This is a genomic window from Curtobacterium sp. MCLR17_032, from assembly GCF_003234795.2.
In the GTDB taxonomy this organism is placed as follows: domain Bacteria; phylum Actinomycetota; class Actinomycetes; order Actinomycetales; family Microbacteriaceae; genus Curtobacterium.
The window spans coordinates 1,101,667-1,116,846 of sequence record NZ_CP126268.1 but is presented as its reverse complement, the minus strand read 5'-3'; the positions used below and the strand labels follow the sequence as shown (position 1 = coordinate 1,116,846).

The following is a 15,180-nucleotide window of genomic DNA, read 5'->3' as shown; positions in this document are numbered from 1 at the left end:
TCGTACCGAGCGCTACTTGACGAGCGCGGGGAGGTTCTTGCGGCTGGTGAGGACCTGGTCGATCAGGCCGTACTCCACGGCTTCCTGCGCGGACATGATCTTGTCGCGCTCGATGTCGTGGTTGATCTCGGCCGGCGTCTTGTTCGAGTGCTTCGACAGCGTCTCCTCGAGCCAGGTGCGCATACGGAGGATCTCCGCTGCCTGGATCTCGATGTCGGACGCCTGGCCACCACCCTGCTGGACGGCAGGCTGGTGGATGAGCACACGGGCGTTCGGGAGCGCCAGGCGCTTGCCCGGCGTGCCGCCGGCCAGGAGCACCGACGCGGCCGAGGCCGCCTGACCGAGGCAGACCGTCTGGATCTGCGGACGGATGTACTGCATCGTGTCGTAGATCGCCGTCATCGCGGTGAACGAGCCACCGGGCGAGTTGATGTACATCACGATGTCGCGGTCGGGGTCCATCGACTCGAGCACGAGCAGCTGGGCCATGACGTCGTCCGCGGACGCGTCGTCGACCTGCACGCCGAGGAACACGATGCGGTCCTCGAAGAGCTTCGCGTACGGGTCCTGACGCTTGTAGCCGTAGGCCGTGCGCTCTTCGAAGCTCGGGAGGATGTACCGATCAGAGGGGGCCGGGACGTTCTGCGCGCCACCGAGCATGGGGAGATGCATTCTCGTTTCCTTTTCTTCGGTGGTGATCAGGACTGGGCGTCGGGCTCGGCCGCAGGGGTCTGCGTCTCGCCGTCGTTGACGGTTCCGCCACCACCGACGACCTCGGCGGACGAGGCGCGGAGGTGGTCGACGAAGCCGTACTCCAGGGCTTCCTGCGCCGAGAACCAGTTGTCGCGGTCGTTGTCCTTGAGGACCTGCTCGATGGACTTGCCGGTCTGCTCGGCAGTCAGCTCCGCCATGCGCTGCTTCATGTCGAGGATGACCTTCGCCTGCGTCTGGATGTCGGCAGCGGTGCCACCGAACCCACCGGACGGCTGGTGCAGGAGCACGCGTGCGTTCGGCGTGATGTAGCGCTTGCCGGGCGTGCCGGACGAGAGCAGGAACTGCCCCATCGAGGCGGCGAGGCCGATGCCCACCGTGACGATGTCGTTCGGCACGAACTGCATCGTGTCGTAGATCGCCATGCCGGCGGTGATCGAGCCACCGGGCGAGTTGATGTAGAGGTAGATGTCCTTCTCAGGGTCCTCGGCGGCGAGCAGCAGCAGCTTGGCTGCGATCTCGTTCGAGTTGTCGTCGCGGACCTCGGAGCCGAGCCACACGATCCGGTCTCTCAGAAGGCGGTCAAAAACACTGGGGTTCAGTGTTGCTTCGGCCATGGAAAAGCTCCCGTTCAGTTGTCGCTTGTTGTCGAACTTATCGGTTGCAACGCACGTGGTCGCGTGTGTTCGCTGTCGGCGGTCAGCAGGTCAGGGAACGCGGTCGAGACGTGCGGGGGAACGAACGGGAGGCACGGTGCCAGCTGGCACCGTGCCTCCCGTTCGTGCGGATGGTCGCGACTACTTCGCGTCGGCCTCGGCCGACTCGTCGTCCGTGTCGGTCGACTCGTCGTCGGCGTCCTCGGCGACACCCGCGGTGAACGCGGAGAGGTCGACCGGCTTGCCGTCGGTGTCCTTCACGGTGACCTTCGACAGGACCGTGGCGACGGCCTTCGAGCGAGCGACCTCGCCGACCATGCCGGGGATCTGGCCGTTCTGGTCGATGACCTTGATGAACTCGGCCGGCTCCATGCCGTACTGCGCAGCGGCCTGGATCAGGTACTGCGTGAGCTCTTCCTGCGAGACCTGGATCTGCTCCTTCTCGGCGATGGAGTCGAGGAGGATCTGCGAGCGGAAGGCCTTCTCGCTGGACTCGGCGACCTCCTTGCGGTGCTCGTCGTCCTCCAGACGGTTCTCCTGCTCGAGGTGACGGTGGACCTCGTCCTCGATGAGCTTCTCGGAGATCGGGATCTCCACCGACTCGAGGAGCTGCTCGACGAGCTTGTCGCGAGCGGCAGCGCCCTGGCCGAAGGTCTTCGACTTGGCGATCTGCTCCTTGAGGTCCGCCTTGAGCTCGTCGAGCGTGTCGAACTGGCTCGCGATCTGGGCGAACTCGTCGTCGGCCTCGGGGAGCTCGCGCTCCTTGACGGCGGTGACGGTCACGGCGATCTGGGCGGTCTCGCCCTCGCGGTCGCCACCGACGAGCTTCGACTCGAAGGTGGTGGACTCGCCGGCGGTGAGGGACTCGAGCGCCTCGTCGATGCCCTCGAGCAGGTCGCCCGAACCGATCTCGTAGGAGACGCCGGTGGCCGAGTCGACCTCGTCGTCACCGATGGTGGCGGTCAGGTCGAGCTGGGCGAAGTCGCCCGAGGTGGCCGGACGGTCCACGGTGACGAGGGTGCCGAAGCGCGTGCGGAGGTTCTGCAGCTCTTCGTCGATCTCGTCGTCGGAGACCTCGACCGCGTCGACCGTCAGCTCGAACGAGCTGTAGTCGGGCAGGTCGAACTCCGGACGGACGTCGACCTCGAAGGTGAGGACGAGGTCGCCGGAGAAGTCCTTGACGTTCGGGAGCTCGGCGACGTCCGCCTCGGCACGGCCGAGGATGCGCAGTTCCTGCTCGTCCACCGCCTGGCGGTAGAAGGTGTCGATGGCGTCGCCGACGGCGTGGTTCAGGACCTCGCCACGACCGACGCGCTGGTCGACGATCGCCGGCGGGACCTTGCCCTTGCGGAAGCCGGGGATGTTGATCTGCTCTGCGATGTGCTTGTACGCGTGGTCGATGCTCGGCTTGAGATCGTCCGGCGTCACGTTCACGGTGAGCTTGACGCGGGTGTCGCTCACCTTGTCGACGGTGCTGGTGGCCAAGGGATGTTCTCCTGTTGGTTGACGTTCGATGTGACCTGGTCGGGGCGACAGGATTTGAACCTGCGACCTCCCGCTCCCAAAGCGGGCGCTCTACCAAGCTGAGCTACGCCCCGGTACGAGGGCCAGGATCGTCGCGTGCGCCGTTCAGCGCGCGGGCAGGACGAGTCCAGCCCAGCGACCTCGACGAGTCTAGCGGGCTCCAGGTGCACGATCCCCGGTAGGACTCCCGGTTGTGGGAAGTCAGTCGTCCGCGGCCCGTCGCAGACCCCGTCGCCACTGCACCCCGACGACGACCTGGACCGCCAGGGCAGCCACCCCGAGGAGCAGCCCGGCGACGATGCGCCACACGTGCAGCAGTGCGTGCCAGGGCTGGGTCTGCGGGTCGCCGAACAGGTCCGGGCGCAGCGAGAGCACCACCGCTGCCAGGGCCACCAGCACGTAGGACAGCACCCGGGAACGCTTGATCGTGCGCTGCGACGACTCGTCCGGCGGCGGCAGGATCATGGGGGTGTCGATCGTCCGGTATGGTGGTGGGGCTGCGACACGTGCGCAGGCGCGGGGATGTAGCTCAATGGTAGAGCCCCAGTCTTCCAAACTGGCTACGCGGGTTCGATTCCCGTCATCCCCTCCACGTTCTGAACTGCGCTGCCAGCTGTCGATCTGGCATCGCGCCGATCCACGATCCCCGCCTTCCCCTCCATCGCCGAGCGGGCACTCCGCCGGCTCATGCAGAGGTCGCCGATCGCGGATCCGGCGGGTGGCCTCGTCCGTGTGCGGTGGCCAGCGCCTCCTCGACCAACTCCCCCACCAGGTCCGCGTAGGGCAGGCCGACCGCCGCGTACATCATCGGGACCTGTGACCGCTCGGTGAACCCGGGCGTGGTGTTCACCTCGTTGAGGACGACAGTGGTGTCCGTGACGAAGAAGTCGAACCGGACTACCCCTGAGCAACCGAGCACCGCGTAGAGGTCCCGCGCTGCCCGATCGACCGTGGCGTGCTCGACAGGCGTGATCCGCGCGGGCAGGGTGAACTCGGCGGTGCCGTCGTACTTCCGGTGCCGGTCGAACAGGCCGCCTCGCTCGACGCCGACCTCGAGCGAGGCGCCCGCGCGGAGGACACCGTTGCCGTCCCGGAAGAGCGCGATGTCGACCTCGCGTCCGGCGACGAACGACTCGACGAGCACGTCTTCGCCCGCCGCCCGGGCCTTCGCCACGGCCTGGCGGTAGGTGTCGGCGGTGGTCACTCGTGACACCCCGTTGCTCGAACCACCGGTCGTCGGCTTCACGACCAGCGGCACCGGGAGGGGCAACGTGTCCACACGGTCGCCGGGCCGGACCAGCACCGCCGGAGCGGTGGCGATGCCCGCGGCCTCGGCGAGCAGCTTCGTCGCCCACTTGTCCATCGCCAGGGCACCCGCCCGGACCGGGGAGCCCACGAACGGCATGCCGATCAGGGTGAGCAGTCCGGCGATGGCGCCGTCCTCGCCGTGCACCCCGTGCAGCAGGGGGAAGGCGACGTCGCAGGTGGCCATCCGGGTGACCGCCTCTGCCGCGGTGAGTCGCGTCCCCGCCGCGTCGCGCCAGGTGCCGTCGCGGTCGATCCGCAGCTCCAGCACCTCCTCCCCACGCTGACGGATCACACCGACGGCCGACGCGGCCGACGCCAGCGACACCTCGTGTTCGTCGCTCCGACCACCGCCGATGACCGCGATCCGCCGCCGGTGGTCCTCGTTCACGCCGTCCATGCCGTGCCTCCTGTCGTCGTGGTGGTCGTGGTCCGGAGCACCCGAGCGCTGCGGGCACCGACAGCGACGACGATCTCGTGCGGGATCGTCGAGGCCCAGCCAGCCCATTCGGCCACGGTGGGTTCACCGTCGCCGCCAGGACCGAACACGGTGGCGACGGAGCCCGGCAGGACGTCGTCCCCGCCCGTGTCGACGACGAGCATGTCCATCGAGAAGCGGCCGACGACCGGGCGTCGGCGCCCTGCGAGCAGCACCTCCGCACGGTGCGCGGCCGCGCGAGGCAACCCGTCGCCGTACCCGAGCGGCAACAGCGCGAGGGTCGTGCAGTCGGCTGCCGTGTGGTCGTGTCCGTAGCCGACTCCGGTACCGGCAGGGACGGTGCGGGTCGCGACGACCCGCGTGCGCAGGGTCAGGGCGGGGCGGAGGACGTCGGTGGTCCCGGAAGGGTCGATGCCGAAGAGCCCGGCACCGATGCGGTGCAGGTCGTGGCCGTCGCCGACGCCAGTCAGGGTGGCGGCGGTCGCGGCCAGGTGGGTGACGGCGGGCCGCAGCGACCGTCGCCGTGCAGTCCGGACGGCGTTCCGGAAGACCAGGCGCTCCCGGTCGTTCTGCGGGTCCTCGGGCAGGTCGGCGCTCGACATGTGCCCCATGACGCCGACCACGCGGATGTCCCCGGCGGCCTCGAACTCACACGCCAGGGCACACAGCGCTGCCCAGGCCCCGGGAGGACAACCGTCGCGCGCCATGCCCACGTCGACGTGCAGGTGCACCCGCGCCCGACGACCGACGACACGACCGGCGTGCGCGACCGCGGCAAGGACCGCCGTGCTCGGCACGGCCAGGTCGACGTCCGCGAGTACAGCGGCGCCGAAGTCGGCGTCGACGGGGTTCAGCCAACTCAACACCGGGACCACGACGCCCTCGGCGCGGACCGCGAGCGCCTCGGCGATCGACGTGACCCCGATCGACCGGGCGCCGGCCGCGACGACCGTCCGGGCGACGGCCCCGTGCCCGAACGCATCGGCCTTGAGCACCGCCATGAGGCGCCCGCTGATGTGTTCGGCGAAGAACGCGGTGTTCGCACGGACCGCGTCGTCGTGGACCACGAGTTCCGACACCGAGCGAGCGGTCACCGCTGCATCCTCGGGTCCTGCGTCGGGTCCACGAACATCCGGGGACAACCCTCGTCGACGGCCTCCGGTCGCAGCTCGAAGTGCCAGCCCTCGTTGCCGTAGACCTGGCAGAGCCCGTAGGCGGCCCCGTTGTCCGAGAGCCAGGTCGCCGCGTCCCACGAGCCGATGTCGACCGCGTCTCCGCGGACGTGGGCCGAGGTCTCCGACGTCGCCACCCACCGGGCGGCCTCGCCGATCGAGCCGTACTCGTCGACGGCGTCACGCAGCAGCTGGTCCTGGTACGCGGCCGACCGCCAGCCACTGTTGAGCACGAAGTCGACGTCGTCGTCGGCGGCGTCCTCGGCAGCGTGGCGCACGGCGGACAGGAGGCCGGGGTCGAGTCGGTTCACGGCGGGCAGGGAGTCGTCGAACACCGATGCGTCGCGCGGGGTCTCGCCGCCGGCCCGTCCCGTCGCCGACGCCGCCGTCCTCCCCCCGCGGTCGATCCCACCGTGCGCCGTGGACCGGACCGCGCACCCGGCCAGCAGCACGGTCGACACGAGCAGGACGACGAGGGTCACCGCGGGGACCAGGACGCGGGAACGGGGGCGGTGTGGTCGAGGTGGACGCGGCTGCTGGTCGTGGACGGTCATGACGACGATGCTCCGGGGCGGCGTGTTGTGGGAGCGTATGCGTTCCCGCATACGCTCCCGACATGTCCCGGCTCGTACCATCGGCGTGTGCGGGTGTTGATCTTGGAGGACGAGCCGTTGCTGGCCGAGGCGCTCCGTGACGGTCTCCGGCTCGAGGCGATCGCGAGCGACGTCGCGCTCGACGGCGACACCGCCATCGAGCTGCTGCGGCTCACGCAGTACGACGTCGCCGTGCTCGACCGTGACGTCCCCGGGCCGTCCGGTGACGAGGTCGCCGCTCACCTGGTCGCCTCAGGCGTCGGTACCCCGGTCCTCATGCTGACCGCGGCGGACCGGCTCGACGACCTGGCGTCCGGGTTCGGCGCAGGAGCGGACGACTACCTGACGAAGCCGTTCGAGCTCCGCGAGCTCGTCCTGCGCCTCCGCGCGCTCGCCCGCCGGCGCGCGCACCACCGGCCGCCGCTCCTGGAGTACGGCGGACTCCGCATCGACCCTTTCCGTCGCGAGGTGCACCGTGACGGCCGCTACGTCGCCCTCACGCGCAAGCAGTTCGCCGTGCTGGAGGTCCTGGTCGCCGCCGCCGGCGGTGTCGTGAGCGCCGAGGAACTGCTCGAACGCGCCTGGGACGAGAACGCGGATCCGTTCACGAACGCCGTCCGCATCACGGTGTCGACCCTCCGGAAACGGCTCGGAGAGCCGGAGGTCATCGTGACGGTCCCCGGCGTCGGGTACCGGATCGGCCAGGAGGCGCGACCAACGTGAGCAGGCCGCCGGGCGTGAGCGTGCGCCTCCGTCTCACACTGAGCTACGCGGGCGTCGTCCTGGTGACCGGTGCGCTGCTCCTCAGCGTCGTGTGGCTCTTCCTGCTCCGGTACGTGCCGACGGAGCAGATCTCGCTGCAGAACGGTTCGGTGCCGAACCGACACGATCTGGTGCGGGCGTTCGTCCCGCCGACCGTCGGAGCCCTCGTCGTGCTGCTGGCGGCGGGCCTGGGCGGCGGCTGGTTGCTGGCCGGGCGGGTGCTCGCGCCGCTCAGGCGCCTGCAGGCCGCAACCGGGCTCGTCGGGAGGGGGTCCTTCTCGTACCGCGTCCGCCTGCCCGGCCGCGACGACGAGTTCCGGCAGCTGGCCGACTCGTTCGACGCGATGCTCGACCAGTTGGCCGAGCACGTCGCGCAGCAGGAGCGGTTCGCCGCCAACGCCTCCCACGAACTCCGGACACCGCTCGCCATCACGCGCACGATGCTCGAGGTCGCGCGTGACGACCCCGAGCACGACCAGGCCGCTCTCGTCCGCCGGCTGCTGGTCGTGAACGAACGGGCGGTCGACCTGACCGAGGCGTTGCTGCTCCTGAGCCGCGCGGGTCAGCGGCCGGCCGCGCTCGTGCCGGTGGACCTGTCGCTCGCAGCCGAGGAGGCGACCGAGACGCTGCTCCCGCTCGCCGAGGCGGGCGGCATCAGGCTCGACGTCGGCGGCGCTCCCGTCGTCGTCCCCGGAGTCCCGGCGCTCCTGCTCCAGCTCGTCGTCAACCTCGTGCACAACGCCGTCGTCCACAACGACCACGATCCCCGGAGCGAGGACCGGTTCGTCCGCGTCTCGACGTCCGAGGTGGTCGAGGCTGCCGGGGCCCACGCCTGCCTGGTGGTCGAGAACACCGGCCCGCAGCTGAGCCCCGAGCTGGTCGCCGTCCTCACCGAGCCGTTCCAACGCGGCGTCACCCGGATCCACCAGGACGCGGCCGGTGTCGGCCTCGGACTCGCCATCGTCGAGGCAGTCGTCCGCGCCCACGAAGGCGTCCTGCACCTCCGACCCCGCGCAGGCGGTGGCCTCGTCGTGACTGTGACGCTGCCGCGCGCGGCGGACTGACCGCTCCTGACCAGACCGCGACTGGCGGGCGTCAGCCCAGCAGTGCGCGCAGGGCCGCGACGTGTCCGCGGTAGGCGGTTCGTCCCTCCGGGGTGAGTGCCAGCCACGTCTTGACGCGCCCCTTGCCGGTCGGCTTGCGCACCGTCAGGTACCCGGCGTCCTGCAGCACCTTGACGTGCTTGCTCGTCACTGAGTCGCTCGCGCCGAGCACGTCGCGCACGACCGAGAACTCGGCCTGGTCGAGCGGCTCGAGGAACGCGCAGATCTGCAGGCGGTTCGGCGCGTGGACGACCTCGTCGAACGCCCCGCCCCCGCCGCTCCCCCGGCCCGTCGTCGGCGTGGTGGTCACGAGACCCGGACCCGGCCGCGACGCAGCTCGGACCGGAGCCGACGGTCGAACCGGCTGCCGGCCACGACCATCGCCAGGGCGACGACCACGGCCAGGACCCACACCGGCCACCGGAGGCCCGTGGACTCGTGCAGGACGAAGGCGGCGAGCACGGCGACCATGTCGAAGACCCCCACGGCCACAGCCCACCACGTCGCGGACCCGGCGCGGAGCCCGGAGACCCACACACCGGTGAGTCGTCGGTAGGCCGAGACGAGCGTGATGATCCCGGCGAAGAAGACGAGGAGCACGACCACGCGGACGAGGGCGTCGCCGAGAACGTAGCCGACCAGGTACCCGCCTCCGAGCAGGCCGAGGACGGGGTGGTACCACCACGGTGTCACCAGACGATCGGCGACGGAGGCCCGGGTCGCGTCGACCGCGGCGAGCGCCTGTCGGGCGTCGGTCGGGTCCTCGTGGTCGACGTGCGCCGATTCGTTTTCCATGTCGGCAAGTCAATCACTTGCCGTTGCGGAAAGTCAATGGCCGGATGACACCGGGGGGTCGTCGCGCAGCCGCTGGAACATGCGGTGGTCCTGCCACCGGCCCGCGATCTCCAGGTACCGCGGAGCAAGCCCGTACTGGAGGAAGCCGTTCCGGGCCAGGACCCGCTGGGACGCGGTGTTGTGGACGAGGGTCTCCGCCTGGACCCGGTGCAGGCCGAGGTCGTCGAACGCGTGCCCGAGCGCAGCGGCGACCGCCCGGGTGGCGAGACCGCGGCCGGTGCGGTCCTCTGACAGCCAGTACCCCATCGCGCACGACCGGAACGGACCGCGCACGACGCCGCTGAGCGTCAGACGTCCGGCCACCTCACCGGCGGCGTCGAGGACCACGAACGGGACGCTCTCGCCACGACGGTGGCGCTCCAGGACCAGGTCGATGTCCCGCCGTTGCCCGTCGATGGTCTCGTGGTCGTCGGCGCGGATCGGGCTCCAGGGGGCGAGGAACTCCCGATTGCGGACGAGCAGGTCGGCGAGCGCCGCGCCGTCGTCCGGTTCGACCAGACGGATCACGGTCATCGCGAGCGTCCGTCGAGCACCCGGACGAGTTCGAGCGTGTCGCCCGCCGTGAACCCGATGGGCCGTGTCCGCCCGGTGGGGACGAACCCGTGCCGCGTGTAGAAGCGGCGCGCGGGCTCGGCGTGCTCGTCCACGTACAACCGGAGGCGCGTGGCACCTCGTCCGTGCGCCCACCGGAGGATGCCGTCCAGCAGCGCGTCAGCCACCCCGTTCTCGCGCCCGCGGCGGTCCGGGGACACGAAGACGCCGGTGAGGACCGGGTCGGGGCCGTCGTCGTCGTGGCTCTGCGCGCTCATCATGCCGATCCACCGGCCGGTGTCGGTCTCGACGGCAGCGAGGCTGGTCGCGTCCTCGGCCTGGCCACGCCGGGCTCGGAGCCGCCAGTCGTCCTCGGTCATCGCGAGCGTCGTCTCGAGCGTCGCCCCGTAGGAGATCGGGTTGTCGGTCGCGTTCTCGATCCGCAGGCCACGCACCAGCGGCCAGTCGTCCTCGACGGTTCGGCGGACGGAGAACGAGACGGCCATGTCAGCGACCGTACCGGGCTGTGCGCTCACGGCCGGGGTGCGAGGATCGGCGTGTGCAGAACGGACGAGTCCCCGCGGGCCTCCGGGCGGTCGTCTTCGACGTGGGCGAGACGCTCGTGGACGAGTCCCGGATCTGGTGGCGCACCGCCGAGCTCGCGGGCGTCCCACCGTTCACGCTGATGGCGCTCCTCGGCGCGCTGATCGAGCGGGGCGAGGACCACCGCGAGGTGTGGCGTATCCTCGGGGTCCCGCACCCGCCCGTTGCGCCGCCGATCGAGTCGGTCGACCTTTACCCGGACGCGGTCGCGACGCTGGAGGCGGTGCGAGCCCACGGCCTCCTGGTCGGCATCGCGGGGAACCAGCCGGCCGGGGTCGAGCAACAGCTGCGCGCGGCCGGTTGCGCGCCGGACTTCATCGCGTCGTCGACGTCCTGGGGCGTGGCGAAGCCGTCGCCAGAGTTCTTCGACCGCGTCGTCGCGGCGTCCGGCTGCCGGGCCGGCGAGGTGCTGTACGTCGGTGACCGCCTGGACAACGACGTACTGCCGGCGCAGGCGGCCGGGATGCGGACCGCGTTCCTCCGTCGCGGACCGTGGGGGCACGTGCACGCCGAGCGAGCCGAGGCCGGCCGGGCCGACCTGCGCCTGGACTCCCTGGACGACCTGGTCCGCGCGCTCCCCTGATGACGCCACGGCTCTACGCTCGAGACCATGGGGACCCTTCGACCGATCGACCTGTCCACCTGGCCGCGGCGTGAGCACTTCGCGCACTACCGGGACCGCGTCCCCTGCACCTACGCGATGACGATCGACGTCGATGTCACCGAACTCCGGTTGGCCCTCAGCGGAACCGCGGTGAAGAGCTCGATCGCGGTCATCTGGGCCCTGTCGACGATCGTGAACCGGCACCAGGAGTTCCGGATGGCGCTCGATACGAGCGGCGCTGCCGCGGTCTGGGACGTCGTGCACCCGGCCTTCACCGTGTTCAACCCCGAGCGGGAGACGTTCGCGGGCGTCTGGACGCCGCACCGGGACGACTTCGCGACCTTCCACGACGAGGCGGCCGAGGTCGTCGACCGCTACCGCACGGCGACGACGCTCTTCCCGCAGGCCGACACCCCGGCGAACACCTTCGACGTGTCGAGCATCCCGTGGGCGTCGTTCACGGGGTTCACGCTGCAGATCGGGGACGGGTGGGACCACCTGCTCCCGATCATCACGCTCGGTCGCTACCGCCAGTCAGCGGACCGGACGCTGATGCCCGTCGCGGTCCAGGTGCACCACGCGGCAGCGGACGGGTTCCACACGGCACGACTCGTGAACGAGCTGCAGGAGTTGCTGGCGGCGCCGGAGTGGGCGCTGGCTGCTCGACCCTGACGAGTTTGTAACGCCGGAGCCGTGACCGGACACTCCTCGGTGTGCAGGACGAACAGGACGACAGGGCCCCTGACCCGCCGTGCAGACCGTCAGCCCCCGACCCGCCCGAGCGTGACCCACTCCTCGTCACGGACGTAGCCGAGCGCGTCGTTCGCCCGCTGGATCGCGGCGTTGTCCGCCGACCCGCCGGTGCGGAAGCGCGTGACACCCGCCGCAGACAGCTCGAGGACCGACGCGGCCTTGACGGCGACACCGAGGCCACGCCCACGTTGCGCACGGTCGACGACCGTGAAGTCCGTCTCGGCCTCGGCTCCGTCGACGCTGACGAACGTCATCGCGACGAGTCCGGCGTCCGTCCGGAAGGCGCCGAACGCCCGGCGAGCAGCCGACGGCGTCGCACCGTCGCGGTCGAGCGGCTCGTGCTGCGTCGCGACGCTCCCCGGGTAGTCCCCGATCGTCGCCCGGTCGAGCGCGAGCACGGCGTCGACGTCGGCGGCCGCCAGAGCCCGTACCGATCCGGGAGCGCCGACGACGAGCGCCCGCAACCGCTGCTCGTCGATCCGTTCCGCATCCAGTTGGGCGCCGAACGATCGGGCGATGACGGCCCAGCCGAGCGCTTCGAGTTCTGTTCGCCGCGGTGATTGCGCCGGCAGCACGATGGTCTCCCCCATGACTCGATGGTCGCATGCGGGCGACGCCGGGACTGTGGTCATGCTCATGGAGTCGACCCGCGGCTCCGCCATACGATCGTCTGTCGAACGCCGTCCTGCCCGACGACGGCCGGGGTGGTCGACGCCATCGGCCGCTCTCCTGCACCCGCCCCCGAACCGACCGAGGACCATGTCGTCGTACCTGCTCTGCGCCCCACCCGTCTACGGTCACCTGGCACCGCTCGTCGCCGTCGGACGGGGTCTCGTCGTCCGAGGACACGAGGTCACGATGCTGACGGGCGCGAAGTACCGCGACCTCGTCACGGCGGCGGGGATCCGACACGTGCCGCTGCCCGCGAGCGTCGACTTCGACGACGGACACCTGGAGGAGGTGCTCGCCGACGCCGGCAGCGCCCGTGGCATCGCCCGTGTCCGCGAGGGCATGCTCGCCGTCTTCGTCCGAGTCATCCCGGGCCAGTACCGGGCGATGCGTGCACTGCTGGACCGGGGTGGGTTCGATGCGGTCCTCGGCGAGGCGGCCTTCACCGGCCTCGCGCCGTACCTCGCCCTGCCGCCGGAGGACCGCCTGCCCGTCCTCGGCGTGGGGACGACACCGGTGACGATGGGGAGCGTCGACACGGCTCCGTTCGGCGCCGGCCTGCAGCCCGGACGGGGACCGATCGGCGCCCTGCGCAACCGGCTGCTCACCGCTGCGCTGCGACCGGCGCTCACCCAGCCGCTCCGTCGCGCGGCCGACACGATGCTGGCGCAGGTGGGCGCGCCTCCGTCTCCGATCGACACCTTCGACTTCGCCTACCGGTGCTTCGACCAGCTGTTCCAGCTGGGTGTGGCGGAACTCGAGTACCCGCGGCGCGAGCTGCCCACCTCCGTGCACTTCGTCGGACCGCTGCGCTCGACCGACGACCCGCGGCAGGCCGAGGACCTGCCGGACTGGTGGTCGGACCTCCGCCTCGGCCGCCCCGTCGTGCACGTGACGCAGGGCACGATCGACAACGTCGACTTCGGTCGACTGGTGGTCCCCACCCTGCGCGCCCTCGCCGCGGAACACGTGCTGGTCGTCGTGAGCACCGGCGGACGGCCGGTCGACGAGGTGGAACGTGCGTTCGGCGGCGCGTTGCCCGGGAACGCACGGGTCGCGACCCACCTGCCCTACGACCGCCTGCTGCCGCTGTGCGACGTCGTCGTGACGAACGGCGGGTTCGGCGGGGTGCAGCGAGCCCTGGCCCACGGCGTCCCCCTCGTGGTCGCGGGCTCGACCGAGGACAAGCCCGAGGTCGCCGCCCGGGTCGCCTGGGCCGGCTGCGGGCGCGATCTTCGGACCGGCACGCCCCGGGAACAGGCCGTCGGCCGTGCGGTCACCGAGGTGCTGACGTCACCGACGTTCGCGGCGCGGAGCCGGGAGCTCGCAGCGGCCATCGCCCGACTGCCCGATCCGGTGGACGTCATCGAGGCCGCCCTCACCGCGGCGGTCGCGCACCGCTGACACCGCGGTGTGGGACGCCGGCGTCGCCCCCGCCCGACGCCCGCGCCCGAAGCCCCTGGTCGAGGAAGTCGATCATCCACGTGAAGCTCTCGTCCACGTCGGTGCCGAGCTGGAACCCGCCGGACACCTCGAGCGTGGCGAACCCGTGCAGCATGCTGCGGAGCATCCGGAGCGCGTGCACCTCGTCGGCCGGATCCAGTCCGTAGTCCCGCAGGACGGTGACGAACGCCGACAGTGACCGGTCGAGGGCAGTGGCGAGCGGGTCGTCGGCGTCCGCCGGCCGGCTGCCGGTGGTGGCCGCGTAGCGGCCGGGGTGCCGTTGCACGTACCGGCGGACGGTGCGCGCGGCGGCGACCAGGGCCTCCCGTCCGGTGTGTCCGCGCGTCGCGTCGGCCAGTTCCTCGGTCAGCTCGGCGGCGGCGAGCGCGGCGATCCGCCGGGTCAGGTCCGGGAGGCCCGCCACGTGCTTGTAGAGGGACGGCGGCTTCACGCCGAGCCGGTCCGCGACGGTGCTCATGCTCAGCTGCGCGAGGCCGTTCTCGTCGGCCAGGCCGGCGGCGGCCGCGGTGACGACCGCTGCGTCGAGTCCGGCCCTAGGCACGGTCGCCGCCGGTGGTGGTCGCGGTGAGGGTGCGGCCGAGGAACGGCAGCACGAGCGCCAGGACCTCGGCGGGCGTCTCGGTGTGCGGGTAGTGGCCGGCACTGTCGATGACGGCGAGGTCGCCGAGTCCGGTCGGCAGGTCGGCGAGGATGCGGCGGCCCTCGGCGGCGGGGTCAGCCCAGTCCGGGTCGGCGCCACCCTGGACGACGAGGACGGGGCAGCGGACGTCGGCCAGTCGGGCTCCGGCGTCGGCGGGGGTCGTCTTGGTCATGGCCTGGAGGACCGCCATCCGTCCGGGTCGTCGCAGTGCGTCCTCGATGCGGCTGCGTTCGACGGCCCAGTCGGCGGGCTTGGTGGGGACGGCGAGGTCGAGGTAGGCGAGCCAGCCGGGCAGGCTGCCGGCGGCCATGACGCGGAGGAGTTGGACCGTGCCGGAGCGGTGGTGGTTCCGGTTGCGGAGGAACCCGCCGATGTCGAACGACTGCGCCCGGGTGAAGGGAGCGAGTTCGACGACGCCGGTGATGACGTCCGGAGCGTCGGCGGCGGCGATGGTCGCGGCCCCGCCGCTGATGGACTGGCCGACGACGACGGCCGGACCGCCGAGGTGTCGGACGACGGCGACGAGGTCTCCGGCGATGTCGGTGCGGGAGTACCCGGCCCACCCGGTGCTCGAGTCGCCGCAGCCGCGGATGTCGACGTTCGCGACCCGGTACCCGGCGGCGACGAGTTCCGGCACGAGGAACCGGTACGAGTGTCGGCTGTCCCCCATGCCGTGGGCGAGGACGACGAGGGGTCCGGTGCCGCTGAGGTCGACGGCGATCGTGCCGCCGTCGCGTTCGATGTGTTCGAGCATGGGTGCCTCCTGGCTACGAGTGTTAGCCAAAAGCTAACACCC

Annotated in this window: 19 protein-coding genes and 2 tRNA genes; 6 read left to right on the top strand and 15 right to left on the bottom strand. The window is 71.2% G+C overall.

Annotated elements, in window-relative coordinates:
• Positions 1-12 precede the first annotated feature (12 nt).
• From DEI97_RS05305 to DEI97_RS05285, 5 genes are all read right to left on the bottom strand, one after another.
• Positions 13-672 carry an ATP-dependent Clp protease proteolytic subunit gene (locus DEI97_RS05305; RefSeq protein ID WP_111075987.1) on the bottom strand — a complete coding sequence of 220 codons (660 nt, stop codon included), beginning with the start codon at positions 670-672 and terminating at the stop codon, positions 13-15.
• Positions 673-698: 26 nt separating this feature from the next.
• Complete coding sequence (locus DEI97_RS05300) at positions 699-1,328, bottom strand: ATP-dependent Clp protease proteolytic subunit (protein WP_111075986.1); 630 nt, start codon at positions 1,326-1,328, stop codon at positions 699-701.
• Between the two features lie 180 nt (positions 1,329-1,508).
• A complete protein-coding gene (gene tig, locus DEI97_RS05295) occupies positions 1,509-2,852 on the bottom strand; it encodes a trigger factor (RefSeq protein ID WP_111075985.1) in 1,344 nt (447 codons plus the stop codon).
• Between the two features lie 36 nt (positions 2,853-2,888).
• A tRNA-Pro gene (locus DEI97_RS05290) sits at positions 2,889-2,965 on the bottom strand.
• A 127-nt stretch (positions 2,966-3,092) separates the two neighbouring features.
• Complete coding sequence (locus DEI97_RS05285) at positions 3,093-3,356, bottom strand: hypothetical protein (RefSeq protein ID WP_111075984.1); 264 nt, start codon at positions 3,354-3,356, stop codon at positions 3,093-3,095.
• 53 nt (positions 3,357-3,409) lie between these two features.
• Here DEI97_RS05285 and DEI97_RS05280 point away from each other — a divergent pair.
• Positions 3,410-3,483: transfer RNA gene (locus DEI97_RS05280), tRNA-Gly, on the top strand.
• A 93-nt stretch (positions 3,484-3,576) separates the two neighbouring features.
• On the opposite strand, the gene DEI97_RS05275 is transcribed toward DEI97_RS05280, so the two are convergent.
• Genes DEI97_RS05275 through DEI97_RS05265 form a run of 3 tightly spaced genes read right to left on the bottom strand, consistent with a single transcriptional unit; the run spans position 3,577 to position 6,361 of the window.
• On the bottom strand, positions 3,577-4,596 hold the full coding sequence (locus tag DEI97_RS05275; RefSeq protein ID WP_111075983.1) for a D-alanine--D-alanine ligase family protein: 1,020 nt from the start codon (positions 4,594-4,596) through the stop codon (positions 3,577-3,579).
• Entirely contained in the window at positions 4,584-5,729 is a 1,146-nt protein-coding gene (alr, locus tag DEI97_RS05270) for an alanine racemase (RefSeq protein WP_111075982.1), read from the bottom strand. The genes DEI97_RS05275 and alr overlap by 13 nt, the downstream gene beginning before the upstream one ends.
• The gene (locus DEI97_RS05265) at positions 5,726-6,361 is read right to left on the bottom strand and encodes a M15 family metallopeptidase (RefSeq protein WP_111075981.1); all 636 of its coding nucleotides are present in this window, start codon (positions 6,359-6,361) and stop codon (positions 5,726-5,728) included. The genes alr and DEI97_RS05265 overlap by 4 nt, the downstream gene beginning before the upstream one ends.
• An 87-nt stretch (positions 6,362-6,448) precedes the next feature.
• Between DEI97_RS05265 and DEI97_RS05260 the strand changes: the two genes are divergently transcribed.
• Positions 6,449-7,123: a response regulator transcription factor gene (locus tag DEI97_RS05260; protein ID WP_111075980.1), complete on the top strand. Its 675-nt coding sequence runs from the start codon at positions 6,449-6,451 to the stop codon at positions 7,121-7,123.
• A 14-nt stretch (positions 7,124-7,137) separates the two neighbouring features.
• Positions 7,138-8,226, top strand: coding sequence for a sensor histidine kinase (locus DEI97_RS05255; RefSeq protein WP_111075979.1), 1,089 nt, complete (start codon positions 7,138-7,140; stop codon positions 8,224-8,226).
• Between the two features lie 31 nt (positions 8,227-8,257).
• Here the strand turns inward: DEI97_RS05255 and DEI97_RS05250 are convergent, their stop codons facing one another.
• The 4 genes from DEI97_RS05250 to DEI97_RS05235 are packed head-to-tail and all read right to left on the bottom strand — an operon-like array spanning position 8,258 to position 10,157.
• A complete protein-coding gene (locus DEI97_RS05250) occupies positions 8,258-8,575 on the bottom strand; it encodes a transcriptional regulator (protein ID WP_111075978.1) in 318 nt (105 codons plus the stop codon).
• Complete coding sequence (locus DEI97_RS05245) at positions 8,572-9,060, bottom strand: hypothetical protein (RefSeq protein WP_111075977.1); 489 nt, start codon at positions 9,058-9,060, stop codon at positions 8,572-8,574. Before DEI97_RS05245 ends, DEI97_RS05250 begins: the two co-directional genes overlap by 4 nt.
• Before the next feature lie 33 nt (positions 9,061-9,093).
• Positions 9,094-9,633: a GNAT family N-acetyltransferase gene (locus tag DEI97_RS05240; protein WP_111075976.1), complete on the bottom strand. Its 540-nt coding sequence runs from the start codon at positions 9,631-9,633 to the stop codon at positions 9,094-9,096.
• A complete protein-coding gene (locus DEI97_RS05235) occupies positions 9,630-10,157 on the bottom strand; it encodes a GNAT family N-acetyltransferase (RefSeq protein WP_111075975.1) in 528 nt (175 codons plus the stop codon). Before DEI97_RS05235 ends, DEI97_RS05240 begins: the two co-directional genes overlap by 4 nt.
• A gap of 53 nt (positions 10,158-10,210) precedes the next feature.
• Here DEI97_RS05235 and DEI97_RS05230 point away from each other — a divergent pair, with 53 nt between their 5' ends.
• Both DEI97_RS05230 and catA read left to right on the top strand, forming a co-directional pair.
• A complete protein-coding gene (locus DEI97_RS05230; RefSeq protein WP_111075974.1) occupies positions 10,211-10,837 on the top strand; it encodes an HAD family hydrolase in 627 nt (208 codons plus the stop codon).
• Between the two features lie 27 nt (positions 10,838-10,864).
• Complete coding sequence (gene catA / locus DEI97_RS05225) at positions 10,865-11,530, top strand: type A chloramphenicol O-acetyltransferase (RefSeq protein ID WP_111075973.1); 666 nt, start codon at positions 10,865-10,867, stop codon at positions 11,528-11,530.
• 89 nt (positions 11,531-11,619) lie between these two features.
• On the opposite strand, the gene DEI97_RS05220 is transcribed toward catA, so the two are convergent.
• Positions 11,620-12,201, bottom strand: coding sequence for a GNAT family N-acetyltransferase (locus DEI97_RS05220; RefSeq protein ID WP_258376775.1), 582 nt, complete (start codon positions 12,199-12,201; stop codon positions 11,620-11,622).
• A 169-nt stretch (positions 12,202-12,370) separates the two neighbouring features.
• On the opposite strand from DEI97_RS05220, the gene DEI97_RS05215 reads away from it, so the two are divergent.
• Positions 12,371-13,684 carry a nucleotide disphospho-sugar-binding domain-containing protein gene (locus DEI97_RS05215; RefSeq protein WP_111075972.1) on the top strand — a complete coding sequence of 438 codons (1,314 nt, stop codon included), beginning with the start codon at positions 12,371-12,373 and terminating at the stop codon, positions 13,682-13,684.
• Here the strand turns inward: DEI97_RS05215 and DEI97_RS05210 are convergent.
• Positions 13,659-14,285 carry a TetR-like C-terminal domain-containing protein gene (locus DEI97_RS05210; protein WP_111075971.1) on the bottom strand — a complete coding sequence of 209 codons (627 nt, stop codon included), beginning with the start codon at positions 14,283-14,285 and terminating at the stop codon, positions 13,659-13,661. The two genes, DEI97_RS05215 and DEI97_RS05210, sit on opposite strands and share 26 nt — an antisense overlap.
• A complete protein-coding gene (locus DEI97_RS05205; RefSeq protein ID WP_111075970.1) occupies positions 14,278-15,138 on the bottom strand; it encodes an alpha/beta fold hydrolase in 861 nt (286 codons plus the stop codon). The genes DEI97_RS05210 and DEI97_RS05205 overlap by 8 nt, the downstream gene beginning before the upstream one ends.
• Between the last annotated feature and the right edge of the window lie 42 nt (positions 15,139-15,180).